The following is a 16,753-nucleotide window of genomic DNA, read 5'->3' as shown; positions in this document are numbered from 1 at the left end:
AACTTCTATATTATTGAAATAAGAAAGGGATAAAAGGTTAATTTATCGGCTCATATCATCTAAGAATAAAATTTTATAGCTACAGAGCAACTGTGCGTTTCTATTGAATGACATCTTAACTAAAAGAAGTTAATATTTGGTAAATATTTATAATTTGGAATCCTCATGGCAGCAACAAGTCTCAATTTAGGACTTTCAACCGTTTTTGTTAGAAAAAAATTATTAGACGAACAACTGATGTCTGATGCTATTTTACAATCTCGGAAAAAAAGAAAGACTTTAGTAAGCACGATAATTGCCATGAAAGCGTTATCTGCGAGAGAAATTGCAGAAATGTGCTATGAAGAATACGGTTCACCATTACTGGATTTATCCGAGTTTGATGTAGCAAATATACCTGAAGACATTCTTAACAAAAAACTTATCGCTACCCATAACTGTTTGCCGCTTTTTAAACGTGGTAATAGACTCTATATTGCCACCTCAGATCCAACGAATATTGCTGCGCTAGAAGACTTCCAATTTAGTTTAGGCCTCCATGCCGAAGCAATCATTGTTGAAGATGATAAGCTCAATACCATTCTTGAGAAAGTACTTGAAGATGATATTTCAGGTCTCGGCCTCGATGGCATGGATGAAGAAGCATTAGCTGGTATTGAAGTTACAGATACTTCACAAGAAGAAGAGCCAGCAGAAAGCAGTGATGATGCACCAATAGTTATATATATAAACAAAATTCTAACCGATGCAATTCGCAAAGGTGCTTCAGATTTACATTTCGAGCCTTATGAAAAACGTTACCGTATTCGTTTTAGAATCGATGGTATCTTACATGAAGTTTCTGAGCCCCCTGTCAATCTTTCAAGCAGAATCTCTGCTCGCTTAAAAGTTATGTCGAAACTGGATATTGCAGAGCGCCGAGTGCCGCAAGACGGCCGAATTAAAATGAAGCTATCACGTACTAAATCTATCGATTTTCGTGTGAGTACACTCCCAACTATTTGGGGTGAAAAAATTGTAATGCGTATTTTAGACTCTTCTTCTGCGCAATTAGGTATTGAAAAACTCGGTTATGAAGATGATCAGCGCCTTCTATACGAAGAAATGCTCGCTAAACCACAAGGAATGATCCTTGTAACAGGGCCGACCGGCTCTGGTAAAACAGTATCTTTGTATACTGGCTTGAATATACTCAATACTGAAGAGCGCAATATTTCTACCGCCGAAGATCCGGTAGAAATTAACCTTGAAGGCGTTAATCAGGTTCATATCAATTTAAAAGCTGGGTTAACATTTGCTTCAGCACTTAGATCATTTTTACGTCAAGATCCTGATGTTGTGATGGTCGGTGAGATCCGTGATTTAGAAACGGCAGAAATTGCAATTAAAGCCGCACAAACAGGTCACTTAGTATTGTCTACATTGCACACGAATTCTGCAGCAGAAACCTTAACGCGATTAATCAATATGGGTGTACCTGGCTATAATATTGCTAGCTCAGTGAATTTAATTATCGCTCAGCGACTTGCAAGGCGATTATGTCCTGAGTGTAAATCTCCAGAAGATGTTCCCACTGAAGAATTACAGCGCCTAGGTTTCAGCGAAAGCTCAATTAATAATGGGTTCACGGTTTACAAACCGGTTGGCTGTGACCATTGCTCTGGCGGTTATAAAGGTCGAGTGGGTATATACGAAGTAATGAAAATGACAGATGAAATCGCTCGTACCATTATGGAAGGAGGTAACTCTCTGCAAATAGCCAAACAAGCAACACAAAGTGGTATGCGAGATCTACGTTTATCAGGCTTACTCAAAGTAACGCAAGGGATTACTAGTATTGCAGAGGTAAACCGTGTTACAAGTTTTAATTAACAAGCTGTAAATTTTCGTTAAGCATTGATTGCACATAATAAATAGAAAAGGATTTGCTTTATGGCAACAGCAGCGGCAAGAAGAAAGCCGAGAACAAAAAAAGACACCAAGCTACAACCTAAAACCTTCACTTTTGAATGGAAAGGTGTCAATAGAGATGGTCAAAGAACATCTGGCGAACTACGCGGCACTTCGATTGCTGAAATACGCAGTGTTTTAAAAGCCCAAGGAGTGACTCCCAAGGGAGTGAGAAAAAAAGCGACTCCACTATTTAAGTCAGAAAAAAAGATCACTGCGATGGATATTGCAATGATTACTCGACAAATAGCCACTATGCTAGCCGCAGGTGTACCGCTTGTTACAACCATTGAACTTTTAGGCAAAGGTCATGAAAAGGCTAAAATGCGTGAGCTATTATCTGGAATTTTGACCGATGTTCAATCAGGTATTCCTCTATCTGATGCTATTCGTCCCCACAGACAATATTTTGATGATCTTTATGTTGACTTGGTCGCTGCTGGTGAACATTCAGGCTCATTAGATGCGGTATTCGATCGCATTGCTGTATATAAAGAAAAAGCTGAGGCCTTAAAATCTAAAATTAAAAAAGCCATGTTTTACCCTGCAGCTGTCGTTATCGTAGCTATAGCAGTTACGGTTTTGCTATTATTATTTGTAGTTCCTCAGTTTGAAGAAATATTTAATGGTTTTGGTGCCGAGCTACCAGCATTTACTCAAATGATCATAGGCATTTCAGAGTGGCTACAAAGTTCCTGGTACTACTTTGCAGTTGCTTTAATAATTGGAATTTTTGCATTTAAAAGAGCACACAGAAATTCTCAGGGCTTTAGAGATCAAGTTGATGTCGCACTGCTAAAAATACCCGCAATTGGTGATATTTTACATAAAGCAGCAATGTCTCGATTTGCGCGCACGCTGGCAACAACCTTTGCCGCGGGTGTCCCATTAATTGATGGTTTAGAGTCTGCTGCTGGCGCATCCGGTAATGCCGTTTATAAAAAAGCATTATTAAAAGTCCGCCAAGAAGTCATGTCTGGTATGCAAATGAATGTAGCAATGAGAACCACAGGTATCTTCCCTGACATGCTTATACAAATGGTAATGATCGGCGAAGAGTCTGGTGGTTTAGATGACATGCTTAATAAAATTGCAAACATTTATGAAATGCAAGTTGATGATGCCGTGGATGGCTTATCAAGCCTGATTGAACCAATCATGATGGTTGTCATTGGCACAATTGTTGGTGGTTTGATTATCGGTATGTATTTACCTATTTTTGAAATGGGTAACGTTGTCGGCTAAAGCTTAAAAACAATAAGAATAAGAAAAGTCATGAATGAATTTGTATCTAGCTTCATAACATCAATGAGCCAATCACCTTGGCTCTTTATGACAATTAGCTTTATCTTCGCTGCCACTATTGGCAGCTCTTTAAACGTCGTCATCCACCGCTTTCCAGTGATGATGAAACGTGAATGGCAAAGTGAATGTAACTTTTATTTATCAGAATACCACCCAGACATCGTCAAAGAAGTCGGTGAAAAACGTTTAAATAAGCCAATAGACAAATACCCCCTAAAATATAACTTAGTTGTACCTGGCTCAGCCTGCCCGAAATGCAAAAGTAATATCAAACCTTGGCATAATTTACCTATCTTAGGTTGGATTTTACTAAAAGGTAAATGCGCTAATTGTAAAGCAGCAATTAGCGCTAGATACCCTCTATTTGAATTAATAACAGGCATTTTAGTTGCGGTGCTTGCTTGGCACTTTGGACCTACCTGGCAGTTTCTATTTGCATCAATACTGACGTTTATACTGATAGCATTAACAGGTATTGACCTAGATGAAATGCTATTACCGGATCAGTTAACCTTACCTTTATTGTGGCTTGGCTTGCTTATTAATCTTAAAGGTATCTATGCAAGCCCTACTGATGCCATTGTAGGTGCAGCTGCTGGTTATTTAAGCCTTTGGTCTGTGTTTTGGTTGTTCAAGCTAGTTACAGGCAAAGAAGGCATGGGTTATGGCGATTTCAAATTGTTAGCCGTGTTTGGTGCTTGGTTAGGCTGGCAATTTTTACCGCTTATCATCCTCCTATCTTCGTTAGTAGGAGCCATTGTCGGTATTACGATGATGTTATTGAAAAATTTATCGAGAGAAAACCCGATTCCATTTGGCCCATACATAGCGGTAGCAGGCTGGATTGCATTAGTCTGGGGACAAGATATTATCAATTGGTACCTTGGAACCTTATATTAATTAGAGCGCAATATGTCTAAATATATCGTCGGACTTACAGGTGGAATAGGCTCAGGTAAAACCACAGTTGCAAATCAATTTGCTGAATTAGGAATTGAACTTGTAGATGCGGATATTATCGCAAGGAAAGTCGTTGAAAAAGGAAGCGATGGACTCAAAAAAATCGTTCTTCGTCACGGCCAAAAACTATTGCAGCCTTCAGGAGAGCTCGATCGAGCAGCGTTAAGAGAAATTGTATTTGATAATGAGGAAGAACGGCTTTGGTTAAATAACCTACTACACCCAATGATCCGCAACGCAATGCTTCTAGCGGTAGAAAATGCTAAATCAGCCTATGTAATTATGATTGTTCCCTTGCTATTTGAGAATGGGTTAGATAGTTTAGTCAATACGACTTTAGTGGTGGATATTCCAGCACATGAACAAATAGCCAGAACAGCAAAACGAGACGGGGTTGAATCAGCTCAAGTTGAACGTATTATAGCCAGCCAAATAGACCGAAATACGAGACTTTCTAAAGCAGATAACGTTATTGAGAATACTCAATCTCCCGAGGCATTACGAGACACTGTTCAGTTATTACATTTGAGATATTTAGCCCAAGCATCTTCAGCATAGATAATAACAATGAATAACGATCTGATTTATGAGCAACCATTAAATGAAAAAACGCGTAGTTACCTAAGACTCGAATATTTAGCAGATCAGCTTAACAATCATGTCAATGATGACCAGCAGCACCACTGTTTCTACCCTCTTTTTTCGCTTGCTGAACTAACAGATCGTTGTGATTACCGTTCTGATATTCTTAAAGACATCGATAAGCAGCTAATTGTATTAACAAAATGGCATGCTTTACCTCATGTTGATAAACAACAAATACAATCAATAATTGACCAACTTCAAGAAGCAAAAGCTCCGCTGCAAAGTAACGACCGTATCGGCTGTAAGTTAAAGCAAGATAGGTTTATATCCGCTTTAAAGCAGCGTTTTGGTATGCCTGGAGCATGTTGTAATTTTGATTTACCTCAACTGCATTTTTGGCTTTCAAAGCCTTGGAATGAAAGACAAAAAGATTTGAAAGCATGGATAGCAAATTTTGAACCTATTTTGAAACCTATTACATTATTGCTAGAGCTAACTCGCAGTACTGCTGAATTTAGAACCTCAGAGGCAGAACAAGGCTTCTATCAAGGAACCAGTCCCCAAACCTTGTCTCTTATTAGAGTAAAATTATCACAATCTCAAGGTTGTTACCCTACCATCAGCGGTCATAAAAGCCGGTTTGCCATTCACTTTGTTAATTTTGATTCTCAAAAGCATACCGATAAACAAATTAAATTCAAACTAGCTACTTGCCAATAAATTCTTTAGGATCTCACTGTATTAGTTAGAGAGATGAATTATGCCAATTTCAGTTAAATGCCCAATTTGCCAAGAAAATGTTCAATGGAACAGTGAATCTAAATTTAAGCCATTTTGTAGTGAACGCTGTAAAATGATTGATTTAGGAGATTGGGCTAGTGAAAAACATGCTATTCCAGTAAAGCCAGAGTTTGATCACGAAACATTAGATACAGAAGGATTCGATGAAGGTGACTTCTTCAAGCATTAACCTACCGGAAGTAATAATGAAAAGAGTTCATGTAGCCGTTGGCGTTATCATTAATGATGAACAAAAAATATTATTAGCAAAGCGTCACTCACACCTCCATCAAGGTGGTAAATGGGAATTTCCTGGTGGTAAGGTGGAAAACAATGAGACGGTCACACAAGCGCTAATTAGAGAGCTTAAAGAAGAAGTAAACCTCGATGTTTATACTTCGATTTCATTTTTGGAGATAGCACATAATTACCCTGATAAACATGTACTACTGGATATACATTTAGTCAAAGACTTTGATGGGATCGGAGAAGGCCTTGAAAATCAAGAAATCAAATGGGTAGAGGTCTCAGCCTTGTCACAATATGAATTTCCAGAAGCCAATATACCCATCATAAAGAAACTAATGAACGAAATGATATAAACCACACAGGCTGGTGCTGATTATATTAGCTTAATTTAGTTTACATATTTCAGCGTAACCAACCGCATTGCCATAACTAGTACTACAGCTTTTTACTGCTAGTAACAATACACATGGTAATGACATGCTTGCACACTTACACTATCTGTAATGCCACTCTTGATACTTAAGAATTAAACTCCAAAGGCCCGTTACGTGAGTAACGGGCTATCTGCTCTCTTAAAAGAGAAATTAGGCGCTTGGCAATGACCTACTTTTTCATGGGCATATCAATCACACTATCAGCTGTTGACGTGTCTAAACTTGAGCTTTAGCTTTGTTTCCAAGGATGTATTCTTAAATTACAGACACAAAAAAGCCCGTTACGTGAGTAACGGGCTATCTGCTCTCTTAAAAAGAGAAATTAGGCGCTTGGCGATGACCTACTTTCACATGGGGAGACCCCACACTATCATCGGCGCGATTGCGTTTCACTACTGAGTTCGGGATGGGATCAGGTGGTACCACAATGCTATTGTCACCAAGCAAATTCGGTGTTAATCGCTTATCGCAATTAACTAAATTCGGAAAGCTGTTTGAGCTTTCTACTTTATTAAGTGCTTTATATTCTTCACTAAGTCTTACCTTTAACAGTAAGTAATAAATCTAGTTACCATCAACTCAGATAAAACTCATCTGGGTTGTATGGTTAAGCCTCACGAGTCATTAGTACAGGTTAGCTCAACGCCTCACAACGCTTACACACCCTGCCTATCAACGTCCTAGTCTCGAACGGCTCTTTAGAGGAATTAAATTCCTAGGGATGACTCATCTTAGGACTCGCTTCCCGCTTAGATGCTTTCAGCGGTTATCGATTCCGAACGTAGCTACCGGGCAATGCTATTGGCATAACAACCCGAACACCAGCGGTTCGTCCACTCCGGTCCTCTCGTACTAGGAGCAGCTTCCTTCAATCATCCAACGCCCACGGCAGATAGGGACCGAACTGTCTCACGACGTTCTGAACCCAGCTCGCGTACCACTTTAAATGGCGAACAGCCATACCCTTGGGACCGACTTCAGCCCCAGGATGTGATGAGCCGACATCGAGGTGCCAAACACCGCCGTCGATATGAACTCTTGGGCGGTATCAGCCTGTTATCCCCGGAGTACCTTTTATCCGTTGAGCGATGGCCCTTCCATACAGAACCACCGGATCACTATGACCTACTTTCGTACCTGCTCGACGTGTATGTCTCGCAGTTAAGCTGGCTTATGCCATTGCACTAACCGTACGATGTCCGACCGTACTTAGCCAACCTTCGTGCTCCTCCGTTACTCTTTGGGAGGAGACCGCCCCAGTCAAACTACCCACCAGGCACTGTCCCGAACCCCGATTAGGGGCCACGGTTAGAACATCAAAACTACAAGGGTGGTATTTCAAGATTGACTCCACTCCATCTAGCGATTGAGCTTCAAAGTCTCCCACCTATCCTACACATGTAGGTTCAATGTTCAGTGCCAAGCTATAGTAAAGGTTCACGGGGTCTTTCCGTCTAGCCGCGGGTATACGGCATCTTCACCGCAATTTCAACTTCACTGAGTCTCGGCTGGAGACAGCGTGGCCATCATTACGCCATTCGTGCAGGTCGGAACTTACCCGACAAGGAATTTCGCTACCTTAGGACCGTTATAGTTACGGCCGCCGTTTACTTGGGCTTCGATCATGAGCTTCTCCGAAGATAACCCAATCAATTAACCTTCAAGCACCGGGCAGGCGTCATACCGTATACGTCATCTTGCGATTTTGCACAGTACTGTGTTTTTGATAAACAGTTGCAGCCACCTGGTATCTGCGACTCCCAACAGCTTAGAGAGCAAGTCTCATCACCGTCAGGAGCGTACCTTCTCCCGAAGTTACGGTACCATTTTGCCTAGTTCCTTCAGCCGAGTTCTCTCAAGCGCCTTGGTATTCTCTACCCGACCACCTGTGTCGGTTTGGGGTACGATTCCTACTAACCTGAAGCTTAGAAGATTTTCCTGGAAGCATGGCATCAACTACTTCATCACCTTAGTGACTCGTCATCAGCTCTCAGCCTAATGTTCACCCGGATTTGCCTAAGTGAACAGCCTACAACCTTAAACGCGGACAACCAACGCCGCGCTAGCCTAGCCTTCTCCGTCTCTCCATCGCAGTTAGCAAAAGTACAGGAATATTGACCTGTTTCCCATCGACTACGCCTTTCAGCCTCGCCTTAGGGGTCGACTCACCCTGCCCCGATTAACGTTGGACAGGAACCCTTGGTCTTTCGGCGTGGGGGTTTTTCACCCCCATTATCGTTACTCATGTCAGCATTCGCACTTCTGATACGTCCAGTGTGGGTTACCCCTTCACCTTCAACCGCTTACAGAACGCTCCTCTACCGCTTGCTCCTAAGAGCAAACCCATAGCTTCGGTGTATTGCTTAGCCCCGTTAAATCTTCCGCGCAGGCCGACTCGACTAGTGAGCTATTACGCTTTCTTTAAATGATGGCTGCTTCTAAGCCAACATCCTAGCTGTCTAAGCCTTCCCACATCGTTTCCCACTTAGCAATAACTTTGGGACCTTAGCTGATGGTCTGGGTTGTTTCCCTTTTGACGACGGACGTTAGCACCCGCCGTCTGTCTCCCGAGTAGTACTCACTGGTATTCGGAGTTTGCAAAGGGTTGGTAAGTCGGGATGACCCCCTAGCCTTAACAGTGCTCTACCCCCAGTGGTATTCGCTCGAGGCGCTACCTAAATAGCTTTCGAGGAGAACCAGATATCTCCGAGTTTGATTGGCCTTTCACCCCCAGCCACAAGTCATCCGCTAATTTTTCAACATTAGTCGGTTCGGTCCTCCAGTTGATGTTACTCAACCTTCAACCTGCCCATGGCTAGATCACTCGGTTTCGGGTCTACGCCTTGCAACTAAACGCGCAGTTAACACTCGGTTTCCCTACGGCTCCGCTATTCGCTTAACCTCGCTACAAAACGTAAGTCGCTGACCCATTATACAAAAGGTACGCAGTCACGGTCTCAAGAACCGCTCCCACTGCTTGTACGTATACGGTTTCAGGTTCTATTTCACTCCCCTCACAGGGGTTCTTTTCGCCTTTCCCTCACGGTACTGGTTCACTATCGGTCAGTCAGGAGTATTTAGCCTTGGAGGATGGTCCCCCCATATTCAAACAGGATGTCACGTGTCCCGCCTTACTCGATTTCATCTATGGTTAGTTTTCGTGTACGGGGCTATCACCCTGTGCCGCTGTGCTTTCCAACACATTCCACTAACACCCCATAGACTTAAGGGCTAATCCCCGTTCGCTCGCCGCTACTAGGGGAATCTCGGTTGATTTCTTTTCCTTCGGGTACTTAGATGTTTCAGTTCCCCGAGTTCGCCTCATACAGCTATGTATTCACTGTATGATGACCACTTATGTGGCCGGGTTTCCCCATTCGGACATCGTTAGCTCAAATGCTTGTTACTAGCTCGCCAACGCTTTTCGCAAGTTACTACGTCCTTCATCGCCTCTGACTGCCAAGGCATCCACCGTATACGCTTAGTCACTTAACCATACAACCCAAATAAGTTTCAAAAAAACTCAAGTTGTACCGTAACTAGCTGGTTTATTACATAATTTGCATGTGAATTAACACTACACAAATTCGCCTTAGTTTTAGAATATTCAAGACACTTAATAAAGTGTTTTGAGAACTCAATGTATTACTAAAAAGGGATTAACTTCCCAGTAATACGATTTGTAATTAATACAACGACAGACATCATCGTATTAAATACTATCAGCTTTCCAAATTGTTAAAGAACAATGCTAACCGGCTGGCGGCGCATTTCGCTCAACTCCATAAAGGAGTAACAAGCAATCTGTGTGAACACTCAACAAACATCAAGTTAGTCGTATAGGTAAGGAGGTGATCCAGCCCCAGGTTCCCCTAGGGCTACCTTGTTACGACTTCACCCCAGTCATGAACCACACCGTGGTAAACGTCCTCCCGAAGGTTAGACTATCTACTTCTGGTGCAGCCCACTCCCATGGTGTGACGGGCGGTGTGTACAAGGCCCGGGAACGTATTCACCGTAGCATTCTGATCTACGATTACTAGCGATTCCGACTTCATGGAGTCGAGTTGCAGACTCCAATCCGGACTACGACGAGCTTTATGAGATTAGCTAGACCTTGCGGCTTTGCAACCCTCTGTACTCGCCATTGTAGCACGTGTGTAGCCCTACTCGTAAGGGCCATGATGACTTGACGTCGTCCCCACCTTCCTCCGGTTTATCACCGGCAGTCTCCCTAGAGTTCCCGCCATTACGCGCTGGCAAATAAGGATAGGGGTTGCGCTCGTTGCGGGACTTAACCCAACATTTCACAACACGAGCTGACGACAGCCATGCAGCACCTGTCTCAGAGTTCCCGAAGGCACCAATCCATCTCTGGAAAGTTCTCTGGATGTCAAGAGTAGGTAAGGTTCTTCGCGTTGCATCGAATTAAACCACATGCTCCACCGCTTGTGCGGGCCCCCGTCAATTCATTTGAGTTTTAACCTTGCGGCCGTACTCCCCAGGCGGTCTACTTAATGCGTTAGCTTGGGAGCCCAGTGCTCAAGGCACCAAACTCCGAGTAGACATCGTTTACGGCGTGGACTACCAGGGTATCTAATCCTGTTTGCTCCCCACGCTTTCGTACATGAGCGTCAGTCTTTGTCCAGGGGGCCGCCTTCGCCACCGGTATTCCTTCAGATCTCTACGCATTTCACCGCTACACCTGAAATTCTACCCCCCTCTACAAGACTCTAGTTCACCAGTTCCAAATGCAATTCCCAGGTTGAGCCCGGGGATTTCACATCTGGCTTAATGAACCGCCTGCGTACGCTTTACGCCCAGTAATTCCGATTAACGCTTGGACCCCTCGTATTACCGCGGCTGCTGGCACGAAGTTAGCCGGTCCTTCTTCTGTAGGTAACGTCACAGCAACAACGTATTAAGCTGCTACCTTTCCTCCCTACTGAAAGTGCTTTACAACCCGAAGGCCTTCTTCACACACGCGGCATGGCTGCATCAGGGTTTCCCCCATTGTGCAATATTCCCCACTGCTGCCTCCCGTAGGAGTCTGGGCCGTGTCTCAGTCCCAGTGTGGCTGATCATCCTCTCAGAACAGCTAGGGATCGTCGCCTTGGTAAGCCATTACCTTACCAACTAGCTAATCCCACCTAGGTTCATCCAATCGCGAAAGGCCCGAAGGTCCCCTCCTTTCCCCCGTAGGGCGTATGCGGTATTAGCAGTCGTTTCCAACTGTTATCCCCCTCGACTGGGCAGATCCCTAGGCATTACTCACCCGTCCGCCGCTCGTCAGCAAAGAAAGCAAGCTTTCTTTCTGTTACCGCTCGACTTGCATGTGTTAGGCCTGCCGCCAGCGTTCAATCTGAGCCATGATCAAACTCTTCAATTAAAGTTTTTTGAAACATTCGAAAATGCTTCGGCTCAATGAATTCTGATTACATTATGCAGACTCGGAAGAATCTACATCCTGTTTGTTACATATTGCTATGAACACTCATCGTTACATTGATAATAATTTTGATTGCCACCTAAGTGACAATTTCGATTAACTCAACACCTGTGAGTGTCCACACAGATTTACTTGTTTGATTGTTAAAGAGCGTTGACCGTGTTGGTCAGGGATGCGTATTCTACACTTCCCGTTGTCAGCGTCAAGTGTTTTTTCAAACTTCTTTTCGCCGTTGATTTAAGGTGGTTAAAACCGCTTCAAATCAAGCTGACTCAGTGTTGGCTAGTGCCTGTTGCCGTGTCAGTGGATGCGCATTATAGGGAGATTATGAAACCGTGCAAGGGCTTTTTTGAAAAAAATTGAAATTAAATTCAGCGCACTAATTAAGAACAAGATACCCCAAACTTACCCCCAGAGTTATACACAAACGAAGGCAAATTAGCTCTATTGACTGAAGCTGAATAGATGTACCAAGAGCTACCATTATCTCTTTAAGCTGCGATGAATATTGAATTTTGCTATCAATTTACCAATTAATAGGACCAACTCTATTCAAATTAAACACTCATGAACAGATAAACCGTTTCCAATCTGAAGGTATAGAAGGTATAGAAGGTATAGAAGGTATAGAAGGTATAGAAGGTATAGAAGGTATAGAAGGTATAGAAGGTATAGAAGGTATAGAAGGTATAGAAGGTATAGAAGGTATAGAAGGTATAGAAGGTATAGAAGGTATAGAAGGTATAGAAGGTATAGAAGGTATAGAAGGTATAGAAGTATAGAAGGTATAGAAGGTATAGAAGGTATAGAAGGTATAGAAGGTATAGAAGGTATAGAAGGTATAGAAGGTATAGAAGGTATAGAAGGTATAGAAGGTATAGAAGGTATAGAAGGTATAGAAGGTATAGAAGGTATAGAAGGTATAGAAGGTATAGAAGGTATAGAAGGTATAAGGTATAGAAGGTATAGAAGGTATAGAAGGTATAGAAGGTATAGAAGGTATAGAAGGTATAGAAGGTATAGAAGGTATAGAAGATAGAAGGTATAGAAGGTATAGAAGGTATAGAAGGTATAGAAGGTATAGAAGGTATAGAAGGTATAGAAGGTATAGAAGGTATAGAAGGTATAGAAGGTATAGAAGGTATAGAAGAAGGTATAGAAGGTATAGAAAAATACAATATACCTAATCATTAGCAAGCTTTAATCTATGAATGACTGGATTCTTTTATTAAGAAACCAATTTTTTAACTGATGTAATTATTGAAAGTATAATTAACTGAGCCTCTATTGCTAACCAGCAGGAACTAACCACCAGGTAAACACAGTATGACTTTTTAGTTCTTCTCAAAAACTGTGGTTAGACGTTTAATTGCTATCAGTAAGTCATATAAAAGCTTAGAACTACTTATCCATAGGCCTATTGTTTTTTAATCATCTTATACCGCTGCCATATAGAAATGGTTTATTACACACTGTTAAACAACACCCAATATGCTTTAGCTAATGATAATTGCTCTGACTAAGTTAATAAAAATGTTTTATAACGAAAAAGCCCGCTACGTAGTAGCGGGCTTATCATTATTTGGTGTCTGGGAATGACCTACTTTCACATGGGGAGACCCCACACTATCATCGGCGCGATTGCGTTTCACTACTGAGTTCGGGATGGGATCAGGTGGGACCACAATGCTATTATCCCCAGACAAATCTGGTTTTAAAGATGGTGCTGATACCCAGAATCGAACTGGGGACCTCATCCTTACCAAGGATGCGCTCTACCGACTGAGCCATATCAGCATGATCTTGCTCAAGATTACTTTTCAGTAATTTGAGACTTAAATTAGGCGCTTGGCAATGACCTACTTTCACATGGGGAGACCCCACACTATCATCGGCGCGATTGCGTTTCACTACTGAGTTCGGGATGGGATCAGGTGGTACCACAATGCTATTGTCACCAAGCAAATTCGGTGTTAATCGCTTATCGCAATTAACTAAATTCGGAAAGCCGTTTGAGTTTTCTACTTTACTAAGCGCTTTATATTCTTCACTAAGTCTTACCTTCAACAGTAAGTAATAAATCTAGTTACCATCAACTCAGATAAAAACTCATCTGGGTTGTATGGTTAAGCCTCACGAGTCATTAGTACAGGTTAGCTCAACGCCTCACAACGCTTACACACCCTGCCTATCAACGTCCTAGTCTCGAACGGCTCTTTAGAGGAATTAAATTCCTAGGGATGACTCATCTTAGGACTCGCTTCCCGCTTAGATGCTTTCAGCGGTTATCGATTCCGAACGTAGCTACCGGGCAATGCTATTGGCATAACAACCCGAACACCAGCGGTTCGTCCACTCCGGTCCTCTCGTACTAGGAGCAGCTTCCTTCAATCATCCAACGCCCACGGCAGATAGGGACCGAACTGTCTCACGACGTTCTGAACCCAGCTCGCGTACCACTTTAAATGGCGAACAGCCATACCCTTGGGACCGACTTCAGCCCCAGGATGTGATGAGCCGACATCGAGGTGCCAAACACCGCCGTCGATATGAACTCTTGGGCGGTATCAGCCTGTTATCCCCGGAGTACCTTTTATCCGTTGAGCGATGGCCCTTCCATACAGAACCACCGGATCACTATGACCTACTTTCGTACCTGCTCGACGTGTATGTCTCGCAGTTAAGCTGGCTTATGCCATTGCACTAACCGTACGATGTCCGACCGTACTTAGCCAACCTTCGTGCTCCTCCGTTACTCTTTGGGAGGAGACCGCCCCAGTCAAACTACCCACCAGGCACTGTCCCGAACCCCGATTAGGGGCCACGGTTAGAACATCAAAACTACAAGGGTGGTATTTCAAGATTGACTCCACTCCATCTAGCGATTGAGCTTCAAAGTCTCCCACCTATCCTACACATGTAGGTTCAATGTTCAGTGCCAAGCTATAGTAAAGGTTCACGGGGTCTTTCCGTCTAGCCGCGGGTATACGGCATCTTCACCGCAATTTCAACTTCACTGAGTCTCGGCTGGAGACAGCGTGGCCATCATTACGCCATTCGTGCAGGTCGGAACTTACCCGACAAGGAATTTCGCTACCTTAGGACCGTTATAGTTACGGCCGCCGTTTACTTGGGCTTCGATCATGAGCTTCTCCGAAGATAACCCAATCAATTAACCTTCAAGCACCGGGCAGGCGTCATACCGTATACGTCATCTTGCGATTTTGCACAGTACTGTGTTTTTGATAAACAGTTGCAGCCACCTGGTATCTGCGACTCCCAACAGCTTAGAGAGCAAGTCTCATCACCGTCAGGAGCGTACCTTCTCCCGAAGTTACGGTACCATTTTGCCTAGTTCCTTCAGCCGAGTTCTCTCAAGCGCCTTGGTATTCTCTACCCGACCACCTGTGTCGGTTTGGGGTACGATTCCTACTAACCTGAAGCTTAGAAGATTTTCCTGGAAGCATGGCATCAACTACTTCATCACCTTAGTGACTCGTCATCAGCTCTCAGCCTAATGTTCACCCGGATTTGCCTAAGTGAACAGCCTACAACCTTAAACGCGGACAACCAACGCCGCGCTAGCCTAGCCTTCTCCGTCTCTCCATCGCAGTTAGCAAAAGTACAGGAATATTGACCTGTTTCCCATCGACTACGCCTTTCAGCCTCGCCTTAGGGGTCGACTCACCCTGCCCCGATTAACGTTGGACAGGAACCCTTGGTCTTTCGGCGTGGGGGTTTTTCACCCCCATTATCGTTACTCATGTCAGCATTCGCACTTCTGATACGTCCAGTGTGGGTTACCCCTTCACCTTCAACCGCTTACAGAACGCTCCTCTACCGCTTGCTCCTAAGAGCAAACCCATAGCTTCGGTGTATTGCTTAGCCCCGTTAAATCTTCCGCGCAGGCCGACTCGACTAGTGAGCTATTACGCTTTCTTTAAATGATGGCTGCTTCTAAGCCAACATCCTAGCTGTCTAAGCCTTCCCACATCGTTTCCCACTTAGCAATAACTTTGGGACCTTAGCTGATGGTCTGGGTTGTTTCCCTTTTGACGACGGACGTTAGCACCCGCCGTCTGTCTCCCGAGTAGTACTCACTGGTATTCGGAGTTTGCAAAGGGTTGGTAAGTCGGGATGACCCCCTAGCCTTAACAGTGCTCTACCCCCAGTGGTATTCGCTCGAGGCGCTACCTAAATAGCTTTCGAGGAGAACCAGATATCTCCGAGTTTGATTGGCCTTTCACCCCCAGCCACAAGTCATCCGCTAATTTTTCAACATTAGTCGGTTCGGTCCTCCAGTTGATGTTACTCAACCTTCAACCTGCCCATGGCTAGATCACTCGGTTTCGGGTCTACGCCTTGCAACTAAACGCGCAGTTAACACTCGGTTTCCCTACGGCTCCGCTATTCGCTTAACCTCGCTACAAAACGTAAGTCGCTGACCCATTATACAAAAGGTACGCAGTCACGGTCTCAAGAACCGCTCCCACTGCTTGTACGTATACGGTTTCAGGTTCTATTTCACTCCCCTCACAGGGGTTCTTTTCGCCTTTCCCTCACGGTACTGGTTCACTATCGGTCAGTCAGGAGTATTTAGCCTTGGAGGATGGTCCCCCCATATTCAAACAGGATGTCACGTGTCCCGCCTTACTCGATTTCATCTATGGTTAGTTTTCGTGTACGGGGCTATCACCCTGTGCCGCTGTGCTTTCCAACACATTCCACTAACACCCCATAGACTTAAGGGCTAATCCCCGTTCGCTCGCCGCTACTAGGGGAATCTCGGTTGATTTCTTTTCCTTCGGGTACTTAGATGTTTCAGTTCCCCAAGTTCGCCTCATACAGCTATGTATTCACTGTATGATGACCACTTATGTGGCCGGGTTTCCCCATTCGGACATCGTTAGCTCAAATGCTTGTTACTAGCTCGCCAACGCTTTTCGCAAGTTACTACGTCCTTCATCGCCTCTGACTGCCAAGGCATCCACCGTATACGCTTAGTCACTTAACCATACAACCCAAATAAGTTTCAAAGAAA

General features: G+C 43.8%; 8 protein-coding genes, 1 tRNA gene and 6 rRNA genes. 8 read left to right on the top strand and 7 right to left on the bottom strand.

From position 1 onward, the window contains the following. The first annotated feature begins 165 nt into the window (after positions 1-165). The 7 genes from pilB to mutT are packed head-to-tail and all read left to right on the top strand — an operon-like array spanning position 166 to position 6,182. Positions 166-1,872, top strand: coding sequence for a type IV-A pilus assembly ATPase PilB (gene pilB, locus SJ2017_RS02085; RefSeq protein WP_080914719.1), 1,707 nt, complete (start codon positions 166-168; stop codon positions 1,870-1,872). Between the two features lie 60 nt (positions 1,873-1,932). Then, positions 1,933-3,195: a type II secretion system F family protein gene (locus SJ2017_RS02080; RefSeq protein WP_065109604.1), complete on the top strand. Its 1,263-nt coding sequence runs from the start codon at positions 1,933-1,935 to the stop codon at positions 3,193-3,195. 30 nt (positions 3,196-3,225) lie between these two features. Next, the gene (locus SJ2017_RS02075) at positions 3,226-4,155 is read left to right on the top strand and encodes a prepilin peptidase (protein WP_080914718.1); all 930 of its coding nucleotides are present in this window, start codon (positions 3,226-3,228) and stop codon (positions 4,153-4,155) included. 12 nt (positions 4,156-4,167) lie between these two features. After that, positions 4,168-4,773 carry a dephospho-CoA kinase gene (gene coaE / locus SJ2017_RS02070; protein ID WP_080914717.1) on the top strand — a complete coding sequence of 202 codons (606 nt, stop codon included), beginning with the start codon at positions 4,168-4,170 and terminating at the stop codon, positions 4,771-4,773. Between the two features lie 9 nt (positions 4,774-4,782). Continuing rightward, a complete protein-coding gene (zapD, locus tag SJ2017_RS02065; protein ID WP_080914716.1) occupies positions 4,783-5,520 on the top strand; it encodes a cell division protein ZapD in 738 nt (245 codons plus the stop codon). A 40-nt stretch (positions 5,521-5,560) separates the two neighbouring features. Next, positions 5,561-5,770 carry a DNA gyrase inhibitor YacG gene (gene yacG, locus SJ2017_RS02060; protein WP_055022953.1) on the top strand — a complete coding sequence of 70 codons (210 nt, stop codon included), beginning with the start codon at positions 5,561-5,563 and terminating at the stop codon, positions 5,768-5,770. Further along, positions 5,745-6,182, top strand: coding sequence for an 8-oxo-dGTP diphosphatase MutT (gene mutT, locus SJ2017_RS02055; RefSeq protein WP_244899755.1), 438 nt, complete (start codon positions 5,745-5,747; stop codon positions 6,180-6,182). Before yacG ends, mutT begins: the two co-directional genes overlap by 26 nt. Before the next feature lie 409 nt (positions 6,183-6,591). On the opposite strand, the gene rrf (SJ2017_RS02050) is transcribed toward mutT, so the two are convergent. The 3 genes from rrf (SJ2017_RS02050) to SJ2017_RS02040 form a co-directional block, all read right to left on the bottom strand. After that, positions 6,592-6,707, bottom strand: a 5S ribosomal RNA gene (gene rrf, locus SJ2017_RS02050). Between the two features lie 159 nt (positions 6,708-6,866). Continuing rightward, positions 6,867-9,758, bottom strand: a 23S ribosomal RNA gene (locus tag SJ2017_RS02045). A gap of 349 nt (positions 9,759-10,107) precedes the next feature. Beyond that, positions 10,108-11,652: ribosomal RNA gene (locus tag SJ2017_RS02040) — 16S ribosomal RNA — on the bottom strand. A gap of 575 nt (positions 11,653-12,227) precedes the next feature. On the opposite strand from SJ2017_RS02040, the gene SJ2017_RS02030 reads away from it, so the two are divergent. Beyond that, the gene (locus tag SJ2017_RS02030; RefSeq protein ID WP_156003108.1) at positions 12,228-12,494 is read left to right on the top strand and encodes a hypothetical protein; all 267 of its coding nucleotides are present in this window, start codon (positions 12,228-12,230) and stop codon (positions 12,492-12,494) included. Between the two features lie 805 nt (positions 12,495-13,299). Here SJ2017_RS02030 and rrf (SJ2017_RS02020) read toward each other — a convergent pair. From rrf (SJ2017_RS02020) to SJ2017_RS02005, 4 genes are all read right to left on the bottom strand, one after another. Then, positions 13,300-13,415: ribosomal RNA gene (gene rrf, locus SJ2017_RS02020) — 5S ribosomal RNA — on the bottom strand. Positions 13,416-13,433: 18 nt separating this feature from the next. Continuing rightward, positions 13,434-13,509, bottom strand: a tRNA-Thr gene (locus SJ2017_RS02015). 49 nt (positions 13,510-13,558) lie between these two features. Beyond that, positions 13,559-13,674 (bottom strand): 5S ribosomal RNA (rrf, locus tag SJ2017_RS02010). Positions 13,675-13,834: 160 nt separating this feature from the next. Continuing rightward, positions 13,835-16,726: ribosomal RNA gene (locus SJ2017_RS02005) — 23S ribosomal RNA — on the bottom strand. Together the 16S, 23S and 5S rRNA genes with 1 tRNA gene alongside form the textbook arrangement of a ribosomal RNA operon. Positions 16,727-16,753 lie beyond the last annotated feature (27 nt).

The sequence above is a fragment of the Shewanella japonica genome (assembly GCF_002075795.1).
In the GTDB taxonomy this organism is placed as follows: Bacteria; Pseudomonadota; Gammaproteobacteria; order Enterobacterales; family Shewanellaceae; genus Shewanella; species Shewanella japonica.
This window is presented reverse-complemented; position numbering and strand designations above follow the sequence as displayed.

What these genes read in the sequence shown, in the direction of transcription:
- mutT (WP_244899755.1), top strand. Translation starts at nt 5,745, where the DNA reads ATGAAGGTGACTTCTTCAAGCATTAACCTACCGGAAGTAATAATGAAA.
- SJ2017_RS02075 (WP_080914718.1), top strand. Translation starts at nt 3,226, where the DNA reads ATGAATGAATTTGTATCTAGCTTCATAACATCAATGAGCCAATCACCT.
- SJ2017_RS02080 (WP_065109604.1), top strand. Translation starts at nt 1,933, where the DNA reads ATGGCAACAGCAGCGGCAAGAAGAAAGCCGAGAACAAAAAAAGACACC.
- zapD (WP_080914716.1), top strand. Translation starts at nt 4,783, where the DNA reads ATGAATAACGATCTGATTTATGAGCAACCATTAAATGAAAAAACGCGT.
- pilB (WP_080914719.1), top strand. Translation starts at nt 166, where the DNA reads ATGGCAGCAACAAGTCTCAATTTAGGACTTTCAACCGTTTTTGTTAGA.
- coaE (WP_080914717.1), top strand. Translation starts at nt 4,168, where the DNA reads ATGTCTAAATATATCGTCGGACTTACAGGTGGAATAGGCTCAGGTAAA.
- yacG (WP_055022953.1), top strand. Translation starts at nt 5,561, where the DNA reads ATGCCAATTTCAGTTAAATGCCCAATTTGCCAAGAAAATGTTCAATGG.